Genomic DNA, 17,108 nt, shown 5'->3' on the forward strand with positions numbered 1-17,108 from the left:
GCATAAAACATAAGTAGAAATAGTACCTACTTTTCAATTAAATCGAAGAGAGTTCTATAACATTTTCTTCTCCAAAATACTCTTTAGCTTTTTCTAATATGTCAGAATCATCAGTAGGCATATATATTATTAAATTCTTTTTTGCTCTTGTTATACATACATAAAATAATTTTTTTGTACGTTTCTGAACATTAGAGTTCGGAGATCCTTTCCCAAATAATGTTCTAAAGTCATATTTATTCCAATCAGACTCTAATACAAGCAATACATTGTCATATTCACTACCTTTAACACTATGTTGAGTACAAATTGGTGAAAATTCTTTTAAATATAAAACACTTTTTCTATATTGATTAAATGTTATCTTTTTTATTCTCTCCCATAAATAAAACCCTTTATTTGAAATATAATCACTAAACAATTCATCTTCTTTGAGTAACCCTTTTACTTCCGCAAATTTTAATACATTTTCTATCGTTTGATTATCTTCACTTACAAGATAATCAATTGCTTGCTTAAGGCAAATCTTATCATTTCTATTATGAATAGAAAATTTTGTTATTCGTAGAAAATCATTAAATCTATTAGCCTCATATAATTCAATAATCTCCTCTAATATATCTAATCTGCGTAAAATCCTATCTCTATAAGAATTAGCTTCATATCTACCACTCATTCCATTTAATTTATATGACATGAGTGATTCCTTAGTGATTCTACATTTTTCGTAAGCTTCTTCCCATGACATATCTTCTAAAACACTATATATTGACTGATAAATTTCATTTCCGTTAATTTGATCTAACAGCTCCACTTTGTTATATGTCGGTTTTACCTCTAACGTTATTTCTCCCAAAGTCTTATTACAGTCTAAATTTCCCTTATCAATTTTTTTCTTTATCCCACTTATAAGCTTAGTTATCAAATCAGCATTATATAGATCATATAAGTCTTTAAAGCCAGTCATTTCAGCATTATATTTATGTGTTAGCCTTAACTCTTTTGTTTGTTTTCCATCAGAAAAATCCCAAGATTCAAAAATATTCTTCCCCTTTACACTTATAAAATCATTTATTTCAGTTCCATATAAAAATTTAATACTACCTTCTCTAATAGTACCATTTTCCATATTAGGTGCATTTATATCTTCTGAAGGTCTTTGCTCAATATCATCATCTCTAAACTTATTGGCTACTTCGATTACAACTCTTGGATTTCTTCGGTTTTGCGTCTTTACTATTTTAGTTAAATTATATTGATTTAAATTACCAACTCCGTCGTCATATATAGACTGCATTGAATCTCCAAAAAAACCAATTACATTTTTCTTATCGCTTTGCTCAAGATGCTTTAGTAAAATATCAGCAACTAAAGGACTTGTATCCTGATATTCATCAACAAAAATACAATCTGCAATATCCTTTAAAATGTCCGCTATTTTTTTATATTTCTCAAACATTTTCTCTGCAACAATCAAAATGTGATTATGGCTGATTTTCACTCTATTTTCTTCATTTGCCGTTACAGAATAATACTCATCATAATCTACATAAAGATTTTCGAAATATTCTTGAGAAATTAAATCCTCAGAAAAATCTTTTGGCTTTTTAAAGTTCTTTTCATTATCATCGTTAATAAGCTCAACTAAAATATTTTTTATTTCATTCTGATATTTTCTGATAAGAGACCATATAAACTCATGTATTGTTGAAACCCAAATATTTTCATTTTCTATTCTTGATAAAATTTCGGCAACTGCATTATTTGTATATGTAATGCATACTATCTTTATATCTGGTAATTCCTCTGTGAGTGCATTTATTAAGGAAATTAAGGAGTATGTTTTTCCACTACCTGCTCCACCTTCTAAAATAAAATTTTCACCATTTTTTATACATTCAAGAGCTTCTAATACTTCTTTTTCCAATGTTAGCGTATCCATAATAAGCCCTCCTCAATATAATGTGGAACTGCCCATTTTTCATCTTCTTCGCCATTCTCATTATCAAAATACAATAAGCTTGATGCAAATGCCGATTTCTTTTTCACATTATTCAAAGCAAAATTATAATAATCACCATTTTCTATTTCATCATTCGAAAAATCTTTTAAAGCTCCATATTGATAAAACCCTTCTTTGTTTTTTAATATAAAGTCTTTATTTAGTGCTATAAATGCATCTTCAAAACTACTCGCTTGATACTCACCATAAGATTCTGGTATTTGATAGGCCATTCTCATATTATCTTTAATTTTATCCTCAGCATTTTTCCCTACAAGTTCCTTAAATTGATTATTCGATGTATCAATTCCAGTATCTTTAAAAAATTCTTTTATTGATGCGTTACTTGTATGTGTTCCCTCATCGGGGTGACAACTCGTATATACAGTTCTTTCTTTTCCATTTTTATCTATTTTCTTTTCAGCTTTAACAGAGTCAATATCCGTAACAAACAAAACTTTTGTTCCTAAAAAGGAAAATAAAGGCATAAATATATGAGAATGCGCTCCAACTTCTATTATAGAAATATTCTGTGATAATAGTGGTATAATATCTGCTCTTGGCTTTTCTTTATTATCAATTTTATGCATCATCACTGGCATTAAAATTCGTTCGGTATCTCCTTCTATACAAATAGCTTTATCCGCAAAGAATAGTTCACTTCTATTCATTGTCAGATATTGTTTTACAAACTTAAATCCTTTCTGTTCATCTCCACCATACTCTTCTTTTAAAGAATTAAAGCTCTTAGCTATGACCGTATTCCCGTTTTTCTTCAAATATATAATGTCATCAAAGTTACATTCAGAAACTATATGTGATGAATGCGAAGTGATTAAAATCTGCAACTGCTTATTCTTTTCTTTCAACAACTTATTTCTATGTGCTTTGATATGAGATTTAATATTCCTTATAAATATATACTGTAACTGAGGGTGTGTATGTGCTTCAGGTTCTTCAATATATAAGAGATTTATATCTGCTGGTTGTTCAAACAATTCCTGTATATTGGTTTCAATCTCAAATAAAATACCAATTAAATTTAAATACCCCAATCCATTATATGTTTCTGGAAGCGAATAATCTCCCCCTTGTCTATAACTTAAGTTTGTATTATCTGACAATAAATTTTTCTCTGAAATAGATGACTCTATTGCTATATCAATTCCATTTTCTGCACCACCATAAGTTTTAATAACATCTATAACATCACTAAAAATACCATCAATGGGTTCTTCACCTTCACTTTTTTCTCCATTGTAAATCTTATATAATTCTTTATCGGCTTCCTCCAATTTTTCTTCAAGTCTTGTAAATACCGATTCACTTTCATCTTTTGCAGCTTTATAAGAACTGAAATATTTACCAGTTAAACCTGATAAAACATGATTACGATCATCATTAGAAACCGCTCGATCAGCTCTTATTCCTGCCACTTTAATGACTTTTTGAATATCTTTATTATCAATTTCTTCTGATCTATCTTGCGTTGTTTTGTTTGCTTCAACATCAAACCCTCTTGAATATTTTTTCGTTTCAAAGAAGTTTGCAAAATTCTTACTCATAAATTTGGAAAATGATTTAAAATCTTCAATATTTTTTTCACTAATAATGTTTTTTAATTCTATGATTTTTTTTGCAGCTATTACCGAAATAAATTCTAAAACTATTATGTTATTATCTGGATTTAAGTCCATCATGAATTTTTGAATATTCTCATATGAATCATTATCATTATACTCAATGAATAATTGCATATTAATAGTTTCTAATAATTGAACTTCATCCAGCTTTGTTATATCAAAACCAATTATTTTTTTATAGAGATCTTTCTGGCATTCTAAATTTATATCTTCCCAAAATAATTTAGATGAATTTAGCATTTTATCTAAAACAATAATAGATGATGTTTTTCCACAATTATTTTTACCTATAACTAGCGACAATTCATCTTTAAAATTTAACTCAAAATTTTTTAATAATCTAAAGTTTTTGACTTTCATCTTTTTTAAAATCATTTTAATACTCCTCTTTACCTTCTAAATCAAACTTTTCTTTTATATTTATTTTCCTAAAAATCCTTTGTCTACTTAGATCAACTTGTTGTTTTCGAGACGATTCTCACTACATCAACAACCTTATCAAAGGTTAAATCTCCAATATATTTATTTTCACTCAGATATACTTCCCACAATGATCTCAGGTATGAATCTTCTTTTATGTACTCTATTATTTCCTCATAGTCTTGCATTATCTCATCACTTCTTCTTTTGTTTGAGGTTCTCTCTACTGCTTCTTTTAAAACTTTATAGTTTATCTGGTCTTTTTTAGTTTGTAGAGGGTGTATAGGTCTTAAAAGTCTCTCATTCGTGTGGTTGTTATATTTCTTCTGATTATTGTTTCGTATTTTCAGCTAAAATTGTTTCTAATGGGTATGCCATTATTTTTATATTTTCTTTGCTAAAGATACATGGATAGGTGTATTCTATTTCTCTTGGTGTTATTGCATCTCCTGTTGTTAGATCAAGTTTCATTGTGTTTTTAGTTTTTCCAACATTTGCTATTAGTGAAATTCTAAAGTTCTCGTACTCATCCTCTTCTCTAATATAAGAGATGTCTTTTATTTCAAATTTTATTCCATCATCGACATCTATATTTATAATTTCATCTACGATTTCTTTTATTTTTTCTTCTTTTAGGGGTATGCCTTTTATGGTTGTGTCCATGTCCATAGTTGTTCTATTTTCAATGCCGATTAAGGATGATATGAGGAATCCTCCCTTTATTACAAAATTATTTTTGTATTATGATTTAGATAGTCTTTCTAAAAATCTTTCAAAGAAATATATTTGCAAAACTTCTTGCGATTTCAAATTCTTCTTCTCTGCTAAACTTCTTATCTTTCCCTTTATACTCTCGATATTAATCATGATAATACCTCCATGTATTTTCTAATTTCATTTTCTATTTTAAATAGTCTGCTGTATTTTATTAATCGTCTTAGATTTTTATTTGGTGATTTAAAGTATCTTTTTATTGCTTCTGTAAAAATTTGTTTATCTATTTTTTCTCTGTCGATTATGATATCGCAAATTGTTCGATCTATATCATAAACTGGGATAAGGTTGCCTTGTGGTGATTTTATTTCTGCCTTTCCTAGTTCGTATAAATCTTTTTTTACATAGTGAACTTGTAGATCCTCATATCTTTTTTTGATATGGCTGGCATTGTAGCCTTGAGGTACAGATATATGAAATACATTTGGGGTCCTATCTGATAAGTCATGTAGATATAGGGCTGTTTGATGGGAAAATATAATTCGATTACTATTTGATGATATTAAAACAAAATCGTCTATTACTTTTCCTTTTAATTGATATAGTCCTGGTCTTAATCTTTCCAACTGTCCACTCTTTGTTAATTCTGATAAATTATGCCTAGTATATCCAAGTTCTTCTGCTTCTTTGTTGGTTATCACTAAATTTTCTTGGATATATTCTTTAAGTGTATTCATAGTCCGCCTCCTCTCGTTTACGCTTTTATTATATGTTATAAAAGCGAATATGTAAAGCTGGGCTATGAGTAATTTATATTTTGAGAAGGATGTAACGAATCCTTACTCCCTTCAATAAAAAAGAGCAGCCTTTTAAGCTACTCTTATAGAAAGTACAAAATGAGTTTATCTTATTAATTTTTTCTTTGTGTTTCCTCATACTAGTTTTAAAACTACTCTTACATCCATGTAGTTTTTTTGGGTCTTTTTGACGTATCCTTCTTCATCTTTATCGAAGACAAAATGCTTATAAAACTGCTTAAAATGCAGGATTTCTAAATTTATATCTTTTGTATCAACGCTATAGCTTCCACATGCATAGTCTGTGGGAACATGTCTACTGCCTTGATTTTTTCTAGTTTGTAGCCTTCATTTATAAATCTTTTTATGTCTCTTGCTAGGGTTTGAGGGTTGCAGGAGATGTATATTATTTCTTTGGTGCTTGTTTTGCCTATGGATTTGATTAGGGCTTTGTCTAGGCCTGCTCTTGGTGGGTCTACTATTATTGTGTCTATTTTTTCATTTTTTATGAAGTTTTCGTCTATATATTTGGCGTTTTTGGCTAGGAATTTGAAGTTATCTAGATCATTTATTTCTGCGTTTATTTTGGCATCTTTTATTGCATTTTTGTTTATTTCTACTCCTACCAGATTATCTCCATTTATGGCTATGGAGGATGTTGCTGATCCGCAGTATAGGTCTAGAACTCTTTTATTTTCCCCTAGGAAGTCTCTTGCTGTCTGATAGAGATTTTGTATCTGTTTATCATTTACTTGATAGAAGTCATTTAGGCTTATCCTAAATTTCTTGTCAAATATTTGATATTCTAGATAGTCTTTGCCTGAGATATTGCCTTGTCCTATTATGTTTATACTATATTTACTGCTTGCATATTTTTCTCTTATATAGGCTAGGGCTTTGTCATTTTTTTCTGATTCTAGATTTAGCATTATTTCTTTGCTATATGTTCTGATTGTTATTTCTTTTATGAAGGAAGGATATTTATTATTTATATCTTTCGTTATTTCTTCAATTTCAGGAAGATTTACTGAGATTATTTTTCTTGCTAATAGGCAATCTTTTATTTCTACTAGGTCATTTGAGCCTATTTTGTTGTAGGCTAGCTTTCCTTCTTTTGTTACTTGTAGTCTGATTTTGTTCCTATAGTGGAGGTTTTCAGATTCTATTATTTCTATGTCCTCTAGTTCTATATTTGCTGTTTTTTTGAGGGCTGATAGAATTAGGTTTTTCTTTAATTGTATTTGAGCATTGTATGTGATATCCATAATAGTACAAGCTCCACATTCATAATAATATGGACATGGAGCTTGTCTTTGTACTGGGCTTTCTTTGATTGTTTTTATTTTTTTGGCTTCGTAGAAATTTTTATTTTCATTTATTATTTCTATTTCGCATATCTCACCGAATGTAGCTTTTTCGATGAAGGCAATCTTATCGGGTGTCTTTCCGACTCCTCGCCCGTCTTGCAGGATATCAGTTATTTTGATATCTGTGTATTTCATTATATTACTTTTGTTTCTCCGCTGTAGATTACTCCGCCTATTGGATCTACTGTGATTGTTTGACCATCTTCCATTAGGCTTTGAGCATTTGCTGCACCTACTACTGCTGGGATTCCAAAGTGTACCGCAGCTACTGCTGTATGGCTTGTTAGGCCGCCTGTTTCTGTGACTACTGCTGATGCTTTTTCGATGAATTCTGTAATGTCTGAATCTGTGAATTTGGCTACTATGATGTCGCCATCTTCAAATTTGTGTTCTAGTTCTTTTCTTGTTGAACCGATTACTACTTTTCCTGATACAGATTTAGCACCTATTCCTGTTCCTGATGTGATTATATCACCTATTACGTGAACTTTTATTAGGTTTGATGATCCACTTACACCTAGTGGTACACCTGCTGTTACTACTGTTAGGTCACCTTCTTCTAGGTATCCTTCTGATAGGCCTCCTACTATTGCTCTTTCGATTAATTCATCTGTTTCGTGAGCTTCTTGGATTACTAGTGGATATACGCCCCATACTACTGATAGTTGTCTTGCTACTCTGTCTGTTGTTGTTGCGGCAATTATATTTGTTCTTGGTCTAAATTTAGAGATTATTCTTGATGTATTACCACTTGATGTACATGAGATTATTGCTCTTGCATCTAGTTCTCTTGCTATTTGACATGTTGATCTAGCTATTGAGTTGGTTGTATTTCTTCTAGATTCTATCTTGGTGTTGTATACTTTTTCGATGAAGTCATCTGATAATTCTGTTGTAATACAGATATCTCTCATTGTTTTTACTGCATTTACTGGATATTTTCCGCCTGCTGTTTCACCTGATAGCATTACACAGTCTGTACCATCTATGATGGCGTTTGCTACGTCTGTTGTTTCTGCTCTGGTTGGTCTTGGGTTTCTTATCATTGAATCTAGCATTTGTGTTGCTGTGATTACTGGTTTTGCAGCTGCATTACATCTTCTAATGATGTCTTTTTGTACCATTGGGATTAGCTCAGTTTTGATTTCTATACCTAAGTCTCCCCTTGCTACCATGATTCCGTCAGATGCTTCGATTATTTCTTCGATATTGTCTACACCTTCTTGAGATTCTATCTTAGAGATGATTTTGATATTTTCTCCACCGTGGTCTTCTAGGACTTTTCTTATATCGTATACGTCTTCTTTTTTACGTACGAATGATGCTGCGATTAGGTCGATTCCATTTTCTATACCAAATTTAATATCATCAACGTCTTTTGGTGTTAGTGATGGAAGGTTTGTCTTTGAACCTGGTAGGTTTACTCCCTTGTGGTTAGATAGAACACCGTTGTTTTGAACTCTACATACAACGTCTGTGCCATCTTTTATTTCAATTACTTCAAGTTGTACTAGACCATCGTCTATATAGATTTCACTACCAACTTTAACATCTTGTGGTAGACCCTTGTGAGATACTGATACTATTTCTTGGTTACCCATTACGTCTCTTGTTGTTAGGGTAAAAATGTCATCAGGCTTTAGGAAGATTTCTTTTACATCATAGTTTCCAGTTCTTATTTCTGGTCCCTTTGTATCAAGCATGATTGCTATTGGTGCGTTTAGTTTTCTTCTTAATCTCTTGATTGTCTTGATTTTTTCTAAATGTTCTTCATGGCTTCCATGGGAGAAGTTTAGTCTTGCGACGTTCATACCATTTTTGATTAATTCTTCAAGAACCTCTGGTTTTTCACTTGCTGGTCCTATTGTACAAACTATTTTGGTTTTCTTTAAAATTTCTGGTTGCATTTTTACTCCTATCTTGACAAGCTATTTGCTAAGTCGTAAAGATCTTCTGGGAATGTTGACTTAACAGATGTTGCCTCGTCTATACTTACTTCTATTAATTTTCCATTTCTATAACCTATGGCTAGGTTCGTTTGCTCTTCTGATAATAATTCTACAGCACGTGCTCCCATTGCTGATCCAAGTAATCTATCAACTGCTGATGGTGAACCACCTCTTTGGACGTGACCTAAAACTGTTACCTTTGTTTCTATGCCTGTTTTTTCTTCAAGCTCATTGGCTAGGGCATATGGATCGCCTACACCTTCTGCTAGGGTTATTAGGTGGTGTAGCTTCCCTCTTTTTCTACCATGTTCCATCTTAGCAATTATTTCATTGATTGAAAATTCATGTTCTGGAACAATTATTGATTCAGCTCCTCCAGCTAGACCTGAAAATAGGGCTAGGTCTCCGCAATGACGGCCCATTACTTCTATTACTACGGCTCTACCATGTGAACTTGATGTATCTCTAAGCTTACCTATGGCATCAGATACAGTTTCTATAGCTGTAAAAAATCCTATAGTATAATCAGTATATCCCATGTCGTTATCGATAGTTCCTGGGATTCCTACTGTCTTTATTCCAAGATCTGATAGGGCTTTTGCTCCCTTGAAGGATCCGTCACCACCTATTACTATTAGGCCTTCAATACCATAGTCTGCTAGGATTTGAGCCCCTCTTTTTTGGCCTTCTGGTGTAGTAAATTCAAGGCTTCTTGCAGTTCCAAGGATAGTACCACCCTTGTGGATGATATCAGCTACTGATGAGATATTCATTTCATAAATATCGCCTTTCATAAGACCATCATAGCCATTTCTTACACCCTTTATCCTCATGGATTTATTTAATGCGGTTCTTACAGCACCTCTTATGGCAGAGTTCATACCTGGTGCGTCGCCACCACTTGTAAGTATACCTATTGTCTTCATTATAACTCCTTATTTGACCTTAACATTTTCTTTTCCAAGCCTGTCTTCCAAAATTTTTATATTTGCATCATTGATTTCAAAATATAATTTAGGATCAAGGCTTACTAACTTCTTCTTATCTTCAAAATATATTTTTACAGGATTGTTTCCCTTGTGGCTTAGAATTAAGCCTTTAATTTCATTATACTCTATAAAATTCATTTTTAAGTATAAAGTTGACAAATTTGTTTTTTTTATGTCAATAAATTCACTCGCTAATAATTTTACATCACTTTCATCAGTTTGCAATTTACCTTTAACTATTAGTACATTATCATCTTCGATGAGATTTCTATACTGTTTATAAGTTGAAGGAAATATAACCATTTCAATATTTCCATACATATCTTCTATGGAGGCGAAGGCCATGAGATCTCTTTTTTTGGTTGTCAGTTCCTTTTTATTATTTAGGATACCTGCCATTGTAACATATTTTCCATCAAGCCTTGCAATTTGCCTATCATCAAGATTTTCTCTGTAGTCTGTGGTAAAATTTACTATGTTTTCAAGGGCTTCAGCGTTTTCACTTAGAGGATGTTCTGATATATAAAAACCCAAGACTTCCTTTTCCAATTTAAGTTTTATATTTTTAGGATATTCTGCAATATTCGGCATATCTATATCCCTAGTATCAACATCTCCTGCCATATCTAAGAGATTAATTTGACCTGTCACATTTATTTTATTATTGTCATGGACTGTAGATATGGCTTTTTCATAGATTGCCATAAGCGATGACCTAGTATAGCCTAAGCTATCAAAGGCACCTGCTTTGATTAAAGATTCGATTCCTTTTTTATTAAGAGCCCTTGAATCGACATCTTCAACCCTTTCTAGGAAATTTTTGAAATTTATAAATTCTCCACCAGCATCCCTTGCCTTTATAATTGCGGCTATTAGATTGGCTCCAAGATTTTTAATACCTGATAGGCCAAAAATTATCTTTTTATCTGCTACTTCAAATGGTCCGTAAGACTTATTTATATCTGGAGCAAGGACTTCAATACCAAGCCTTTTAGTTTCTGATACATATAAGTATAGCTTTGATGATTGGTCCATCACTGAAGAAATTAGATTGGCCATATATTCTTCAGGATAATAGTGCTTAAGATAAGCTGTTTGAACTGCTACAAGGGAATAGGCTGCTGAGTGAGACTTGTTAAAGGCATATTTAGCAAAAGATATCATTTCATCATAAATTGTATTGGCTGCCTTTTTATCAACACCATTTCTAATAGCTCCTGGTATTAGGATTTGCCCATCTTCATCGACCTTACCATTTATAAAAATATCCCTATTTTCTTCCATGACGCTCATCTTTTTCTTTGACATGGCTCGTCTGAGGTTATCAGCTTCTCCAAGCGAATAGCCTGCTAGCTGTTGAACTATCTGCATTACTTGCTCTTGGTATACGATTATTCCGTAGGTCACCCCTAGGATTGGCCTAAGTTTTTCATCAAGAAAGCTTACATCTTCTGGGTTATTTTTGTTATGGATATATTTAGGAATCTCATCCATTGGTCCTGGCCTAAATAGAGAGTTTGCAGCTATTAAATCATCAAATACTGTTGGCTTAAGGTTTTTAAGGAAGGCCCTCATGCCAGCAGATTCAAACTGAAAAAGACCAATGGTTTGAGCCTTGTTAAATTGTTTGATGACATTTTTATCGTTTACGTCGATATTTTCGATGTCTATATCTAATCCGTAATTTTTCTTTATATCCTTTATAGTATCTTTTATAACTGTGAGGTTTCTTAGACCAAGAAAGTCCATCTTTAAAAGGCCAAGCTCTTCGATTTCTGTCATATCAAACTGGGTTACTACCAGGTCATTTGATAAGGCTAGGGGAATTATTTCTGTGAGCGGATCTTTTGAAATAACTACTCCTGCCGCATGGATTGATGTATGGCGAGGAAGACCTTCTAATTTCCTAGCTGTGTCAATCAGCCTCTTGCTTTCCGCATCCTTATGGTATGATGCCCTAAAGCTATCAGATTCTGCTAAGGCCTTATCTATGGTCATGCCAATTGTCGCTGGGATTTGTTTGGCAATGGTATCTACCTTGCCATAGGCAATATCTAGGACTCTGCCCACATCCCTAATGGCATTTCTTGCCTGCATCCTTCCAAAGGTAATGATTTGTGAAACATGGTCTCTACCATAGAGATCATTTACATATTCAACCACTTTATCCCTTAGGACATAGTCAAAGTCTATATCTATATCAGGCATGGATACCCTCTCTGGATTTAGGAATCTTTCAAAGATTAGGTTATATTTAATCGGGTCAATTTGTGTTATATCAAGGGCATAGGATACTATAGAACCTGCTGCAGATCCCCTACCCGGCCCCACTGCTATATCGTTATTTCTAGCATAATTTACAAAATCCCAAACAATTAGAAAATAATCTACATAGCCCATTGAGTTTATAACTTCTATTTCCTTTTTAACTCTCTCGACTATTTCACTTGTAGGATTTTTATATTTTTTGCTTATACCTTGGTTAACCAAAAGTTTTAGGTAATCAAGATTGCTAAGGCCTTCAGGAAGCTTGGTATAGTATGGAAGATGGGGCTCGTGAAATTTTATTTCAAGCTTACATCTATCGGCAATTTTTGTTGTGTTTTCAATAGCTCTTTCATAATCTTTAAAAATTTCAGACATGGTATCTGGGTCTTTGAGGTAAAATTCCCTATTAGGCATCCTCATCCTATTTTCATCTTTGACTAGAGCACCAGTCTGGATACATAGGAGAACATCTTGGAGGTAGGAATCTTCCCTTTCTATATAGTGAACATCATTAGTTGCTACCATCTCAATGCCTAATTTCCTGTGAAGATAAGTAACTCCTATATTTACCTGTTTTTGTTCAGGAATCCCATGGTCTTGGATTTCTAGGAAGTAATTGCCCTTACCAAAAGCATCTTCATATTTCTTTGCAGTGCTTATAGCAGCTTCCATATCATTTTCTAGAATTCTTTGGTTGACTTCCCCATTTAGACAAGCTGAAAGGGCTATAAGGCCTTCTGTGTGGTCTTTTATAAAATCAAAGCTTACCCTTGGTTTGTAATAAAAACCATTTACATAGGCTTCTGATACAATTTTGACCAAATTCTTATAGCCAGTCTCATTTTCTGCCAAAAGAATAAGGTGGTAATAGCGTTTATTTGTAGGGTCTTTTATCTTATGGTCTTTTTCTGAAACATAGACCTCACAACCTATAATTGGCTTTATACCCCTTTTTGTGGCTTGTTTATAAAATTCTATGACCCCATACATAGAACCATGGTCAGTTATGGCAACCGAATCCATCCCTAGGTCGAGGCACTTATCAAGGAGCTTATCTATCCTTGAGTAGCCATCTAGGAGGGAATATTCTGTATGTAGGTGGAGGTGGGTAAATTTTGTAGTCATAATTTCCTTTCAAAAAAAGATTTGTAAATATTTACAAATCCTTTGCTATTTTGATAAATTTTTGAAGTCTATAATTGACCTTGGCCTTGGATAGGGGCGGATTTATCATCTCCCCAAGCTCTTCTAATGATAGGTATGGATTCTCTAGCCTTAAATTGGCAAGATTTTTGCTTAGGTCATCTAAGTCTTCAAAGACTCCTGCTTCCTTTACCTTGTTTATAGCTGTAAGCTGGTTAGCCGCAGCCTTTACAGTCCTATCGATATTGGCATTATCAAAATTATTTACTCTATTAATATCATTTCTAAGCGACTTAATAGCCCTTACATTTTCAAGCTCAAATAAGGATTTTGTAGCACCAATTATGGCAAGAAAATCAGAAATCTTGTCAGAATCTTTTAGGTAGACTATATAATAGTCATTTCTTGTTGATAATTTTGAATTGAGACTAAAGGTATCCATGGATTCCTTTAAAAGACTTGCTTCATTTTCATCCTTTGAAACTATCTCAAGATTATAACCTCTTTGTGGGTCGTTTACAGATCCCCTAAATATAAAGGCAATTTTTAGAAAGCTTTTTATCTCATCGAGCCTTACATCTTCTATATCTTCATAATTTTCTATAAACCCTTCTGCCATTAGGCCTACTAATTTATCGGAAACATCACTGTCTTCAACAATTATTACATAGTCCCTCTTATTTTTCTTGTCAGGGTTATCTTGGATTTCAAAAGTTGGCGAATATCCATAAAGGTCAGCTACTAGCTTATAAATATATCTAGCCTCTCCATTTGAATCTGTTTTAAAAATCACATTTAGCTTTCCTTCAGAAATCCTTATTGAACCTATAAAGTGTATCAGACTTATAAGCTCACCCTTTAGATCAAGAGCATCTTTTTTGAGGACTTCTTTTTTGCATCTTTGGGAAAAGCTCATCTTATTCTACTATCTTATCCTTTATTGCTTGAATTACCTTAGCATCAACCTTGGCATAAGCTAGATAATCCTCAAATGTACCATATTTTCTAACAACATAGTCATAGGCTTCTTTCATATAATATGGGTCTGTAATCCTGAATACTGAGTATGGTTCGTCTTCTCCATATCTTTCGATATAGCCAAGATGAGCTGAAGATACCTCATAGTCTGCTATGATATCTCCCCTGTAGGCATTGGCAAGGCCTAGAATAATCATTGAAATAATTCCTGTCCTATCCTTTCCCTCCTGGCAATGGTAAAGTACAGAGCCTTCTGCATTTGCTATTACCTCCATAATTTCTTTGACAGCAACAAAATGATCTATAAGATTTCTATAAGACTGGCCTACGGTCATCTTGCCTGAGATAATTTTATCTATTTCTTCTTGTCTAAATTCCTTATCTGGGGCTAATGATATATGATGAAAATCAAAATTATCTTTTATTAGCTTATGACTTTCTGTCTCAAGTTTTAATTCATTTTCTCTTCTTAAATCAATGATGGTTGTTATATTTAAGTCTTTTAGGTCCTTTATATCAACTTCTTTTACATCATCTAGACTTGCAGATCTTATAATCTTATGCCAGGCTGTAGCTTTCTTATCTAGGGTTGCTACCCCTCCCATATCTCTCGCATTTTTTATATTTTCTAGGTCTAATCTTTTTAAATATCTCATCTTACCACTTATCCTTTTCTCTGTGTCTCTTAATTAATATATAATCATCATCTTTCATTCTCTCATACATTTTCTCTACCATATAGACAGACCTATGCTTACCACCTGTACACCCAAATCCTATGGTTAGTATATTTTTGCCCTGCTTTTGAAATTCAGGCAGGAGCGATATAAGCATATCATAGGCCTTTTCCTCAAAATCCTTGATAATATGAAATTGATCGAGATAAGCCGCTAATAGCTCACTAGTACCATTTAATGGCTTAAGCTCATCTATATAAAAAGGATTGGGGACAAATCTTACATCAAATACAAAGTCAAAATCAGAGCTAATCCCATATTTAAAACCAAATGATATAAGATTTACTATCATTTTTGACTTCTTATCTAAAGAATTTTCTATAACAGACCTAAGCTCTGCTATCTTGTAGTTAGTAGTGTCTATTATAGTATCGGATATCTCCCTTATAGGTTTTAGGAGAGCTTTCTCCTTTTCTAGACCGTCTGTTACACTACCAAATTCTCCTAGTGGGTGGGGTCTTCTTAATTCGTTGTATCTTTTTTGAATGATTTCATCATTGCAATAAATAAAGATAATTTCTGTATCTTCATTGGCATTTTTTAGATCTTTGATTGATTCATAGATATTATTGTCTATAGAAAATGACCTAAAATCAATTACAACCGCCATTTTTTCTATTGGCTTTTCTTGATTATTATTTAATTCTATAAATTTCTGAACTAAATATGATGGAGTATTGTCCATGGCATAATAGCCCATATCTTCATAAGCCCTTAAGGCTGTTGTCTTACCTGAACCTGATAAACCAGTAATTATCTTTAATTTCATCTATAATTCTCCGACTAATTTTACCTCTCGCTCCAGTGTAAAGCCTGTTTTCTCCTTAACAATTGCTGCCACATGATTAATAAAAGCAAGCATTTCATTGCAAGTAGCATCTCCTGTATTTATAATAAAGCCACAGTGTTTCTCACTAACTTGGCAATCTCCCTCTCTAAAACCTCTTAGGCCACATTCATCAATTAGCTTTGATGCATAGGATCCTTCAGGTCTTTTAAAGGTTGACCCTGCAGATTTTTTATCAAGAGGTTGTTTGCTTGTTCGTCTATCTCTGTAGTCTTTAAACCTATCTATAACAAGTCTTTTGTCATCCGGTTTTAATTTAAATTTAGCACTGACAACTATCAAATTATCTTCAAAAACTCTAGAGTGCCTATAGGAAAAATGCATATCATCATTGTTAAAGGTGTGAAGATTTCCCTCATAATCAAAGGCCTTTACTTCTACAACTATATCCTTGATTTCACCACCATAGGCTCCAGCATTCATAGCGATGGCCCCTCCAACAGAACCAGGTATACCTGAAATCTCTTCCATACCAGCAAGGCCTATTTCTATTGCTGCCCTGCTTGCTTTAATAAGAGCTGTTCCTGATAAGGCTGTTAGACAATCATCTTCTATCTTAACATCGTCAAAATTATCCGCAAGGACTATAACACAACCCCTAATACCCTTATCAGACACTAAAAGATTTGTTCCCTTGCCTATAACACTAGTTTCTATTTTATTTTCATAGTTAAATTTTAGAAGGGCTTCAAGCTCGTCAACTGTGCCTGGTAAGGCTAGAGCATCTGCCAGTCCTCCTATGCCAAAATTTGTGTAATTTTTTAATTCTTCGCCAAATAGAATTTGGCCTAAGTTTTTATTTTCATAAAGAGATTTATAATCCATTTAATCCCCCTTAAATTCTTATTTTGATCTTTCCATTAATCACTATACTCTTTATAGGCTTAATCTCCCTATTAAAAATAAAGAAAAAATTTGTAATTTTACTTAAACTTTGGTAGAATAATAAAGATGAATAAGGAGGAGGTGTAATTATGGCAAAAACATGCGATATATGTGGCAAAGGTACAAAAGCAGGTAAATCTGTTACTTTCTCACATAGACAAATAAACAGAACTTTTAAAGCAAACGTGCACAAAGTAAAAGCTGTTGTAGACGGCACTCCAAAGACTATTAACGTATGTACAAAATGTGTTAAAAGTGGAAAAGTAGAAAAAGCTTAAGCTTTTTTTAATTTAGTACTAAATTAAAAAATTTACTGGCCCTAGGGTCAGTTTTTTTTAGTAAAATCGAATAGGGGCTAAGATCTAGCCC

Annotated in this window: 12 protein-coding genes and 1 pseudogene; 1 reads left to right on the forward strand and 12 read right to left on the reverse strand. The window is 32.9% G+C overall.

Annotation, left to right across the window (positions count from 1 at the left end; translation table 11 throughout):
- Window positions 1-37 precede the first annotated feature (37 nt).
- The 12 genes and pseudogenes from ACCQ42_RS09225 to murB all read right to left on the reverse strand — a co-directional run bounded on the left by ACCQ42_RS09225 (window position 38) and on the right by murB (window position 16,679).
- On the reverse strand, window positions 38-1,942 hold the full coding sequence (locus ACCQ42_RS09225) for a UvrD-helicase domain-containing protein (protein WP_106460080.1): 1,905 nt from the start codon (window positions 1,940-1,942) through the stop codon (window positions 38-40).
- Window positions 1,930-4,020, reverse strand: coding sequence for an ATP-dependent nuclease (locus ACCQ42_RS09230; RefSeq protein WP_015777630.1), 2,091 nt, complete (start codon window positions 4,018-4,020; stop codon window positions 1,930-1,932). The genes ACCQ42_RS09225 and ACCQ42_RS09230 overlap by 13 nt, the downstream gene beginning before the upstream one ends.
- 77 nt (window positions 4,021-4,097) lie before the next feature.
- Window positions 4,098-4,932 (reverse strand): annotated as a pseudogene (locus tag ACCQ42_RS09235) (nucleotidyl transferase AbiEii/AbiGii toxin family protein).
- Window positions 4,929-5,516, reverse strand: a complete 588-nt coding sequence (locus ACCQ42_RS09240; RefSeq protein WP_106460079.1) for a type IV toxin-antitoxin system AbiEi family antitoxin domain-containing protein — start codon at window positions 5,514-5,516, stop codon at window positions 4,929-4,931. Before ACCQ42_RS09240 ends, ACCQ42_RS09235 begins: the two are co-directional and overlap by 4 nt.
- Window positions 5,517-5,836: 320 nt before the next feature.
- Complete coding sequence (gene rlmD / locus ACCQ42_RS09245) at window positions 5,837-7,078, reverse strand: 23S rRNA (uracil(1939)-C(5))-methyltransferase RlmD (RefSeq protein WP_410035982.1); 1,242 nt, start codon at window positions 7,076-7,078, stop codon at window positions 5,837-5,839.
- The gene (pyk, locus tag ACCQ42_RS09250; RefSeq protein WP_265213336.1) at window positions 7,078-8,850 is read right to left on the reverse strand and encodes a pyruvate kinase; all 1,773 of its coding nucleotides are present in this window, start codon (window positions 8,848-8,850) and stop codon (window positions 7,078-7,080) included. Before pyk ends, rlmD begins: the two co-directional genes overlap by 1 nt.
- Window positions 8,851-8,858: 8 nt before the next feature.
- Window positions 8,859-9,818 carry a 6-phosphofructokinase gene (gene pfkA / locus ACCQ42_RS09255; RefSeq protein WP_106460076.1) on the reverse strand — a complete coding sequence of 320 codons (960 nt, stop codon included), beginning with the start codon at window positions 9,816-9,818 and terminating at the stop codon, window positions 8,859-8,861.
- Between the two features lie 9 nt (window positions 9,819-9,827).
- Complete coding sequence (locus ACCQ42_RS09260) at window positions 9,828-13,274, reverse strand: DNA polymerase III subunit alpha (RefSeq protein ID WP_410035983.1); 3,447 nt, start codon at window positions 13,272-13,274, stop codon at window positions 9,828-9,830.
- A gap of 31 nt (window positions 13,275-13,305) precedes the next feature.
- Window positions 13,306-14,208, reverse strand: a complete 903-nt coding sequence (gene whiA / locus ACCQ42_RS09265; protein WP_106460074.1) for a DNA-binding protein WhiA — start codon at window positions 14,206-14,208, stop codon at window positions 13,306-13,308.
- A 1-nt stretch (window position 14,209) separates the two neighbouring features.
- Entirely contained in the window at window positions 14,210-14,926 is a 717-nt protein-coding gene (locus ACCQ42_RS09270) for a tyrosine-protein phosphatase (protein WP_106460073.1), read from the reverse strand.
- A gap of 1 nt (window position 14,927) precedes the next feature.
- Complete coding sequence (gene rapZ, locus ACCQ42_RS09275) at window positions 14,928-15,776, reverse strand: RNase adapter RapZ (RefSeq protein ID WP_106460072.1); 849 nt, start codon at window positions 15,774-15,776, stop codon at window positions 14,928-14,930.
- Window positions 15,777-16,679, reverse strand: coding sequence for a UDP-N-acetylmuramate dehydrogenase (gene murB / locus ACCQ42_RS09280; protein WP_106460071.1), 903 nt, complete (start codon window positions 16,677-16,679; stop codon window positions 15,777-15,779).
- Window positions 16,680-16,828: 149 nt separating this feature from the next.
- Between murB and rpmB the strand changes: the two genes are divergently transcribed.
- The gene (gene rpmB / locus ACCQ42_RS09285; RefSeq protein WP_106460070.1) at window positions 16,829-17,017 is read left to right on the forward strand and encodes a 50S ribosomal protein L28; all 189 of its coding nucleotides are present in this window, start codon (window positions 16,829-16,831) and stop codon (window positions 17,015-17,017) included.
- Window positions 17,018-17,108 lie beyond the last annotated feature (91 nt).

The organism is Anaerococcus kampingae (assembly GCF_046365475.1).
Classification (GTDB): Bacteria; Bacillota; Clostridia; order Tissierellales; family Peptoniphilaceae; genus Anaerococcus; species Anaerococcus kampingae.

What these genes read in the sequence shown, in the direction of transcription:
- ACCQ42_RS09225 (WP_106460080.1), bottom strand. Translation starts at nt 1,942, where the DNA reads ATGGATACGCTAACATTGGAAAAAGAAGTATTAGAAGCTCTTGAATGT.
- ACCQ42_RS09230 (WP_015777630.1), bottom strand. Translation starts at nt 4,020, where the DNA reads ATGATTTTAAAAAAGATGAAAGTCAAAAACTTTAGATTATTAAAAAAT.
- ACCQ42_RS09240 (WP_106460079.1), bottom strand. Translation starts at nt 5,516, where the DNA reads ATGAATACACTTAAAGAATATATCCAAGAAAATTTAGTGATAACCAAC.
- rlmD (WP_410035982.1), bottom strand. Translation starts at nt 7,078, where the DNA reads ATGAAATACACAGATATCAAAATAACTGATATCCTGCAAGACGGGCGA.
- pyk (WP_265213336.1), bottom strand. Translation starts at nt 8,850, where the DNA reads ATGCAACCAGAAATTTTAAAGAAAACCAAAATAGTTTGTACAATAGGA.
- pfkA (WP_106460076.1), bottom strand. Translation starts at nt 9,818, where the DNA reads ATGAAGACAATAGGTATACTTACAAGTGGTGGCGACGCACCAGGTATG.
- ACCQ42_RS09260 (WP_410035983.1), bottom strand. Translation starts at nt 13,274, where the DNA reads ATGACTACAAAATTTACCCACCTCCACCTACATACAGAATATTCCCTC.
- whiA (WP_106460074.1), bottom strand. Translation starts at nt 14,208, where the DNA reads ATGAGCTTTTCCCAAAGATGCAAAAAAGAAGTCCTCAAAAAAGATGCT.
- ACCQ42_RS09270 (WP_106460073.1), bottom strand. Translation starts at nt 14,926, where the DNA reads ATGAGATATTTAAAAAGATTAGACCTAGAAAATATAAAAAATGCGAGA.
- rapZ (WP_106460072.1), bottom strand. Translation starts at nt 15,776, where the DNA reads ATGAAATTAAAGATAATTACTGGTTTATCAGGTTCAGGTAAGACAACA.
- murB (WP_106460071.1), bottom strand. Translation starts at nt 16,679, where the DNA reads ATGGATTATAAATCTCTTTATGAAAATAAAAACTTAGGCCAAATTCTA.
- rpmB (WP_106460070.1), top strand. Translation starts at nt 16,829, where the DNA reads ATGGCAAAAACATGCGATATATGTGGCAAAGGTACAAAAGCAGGTAAA.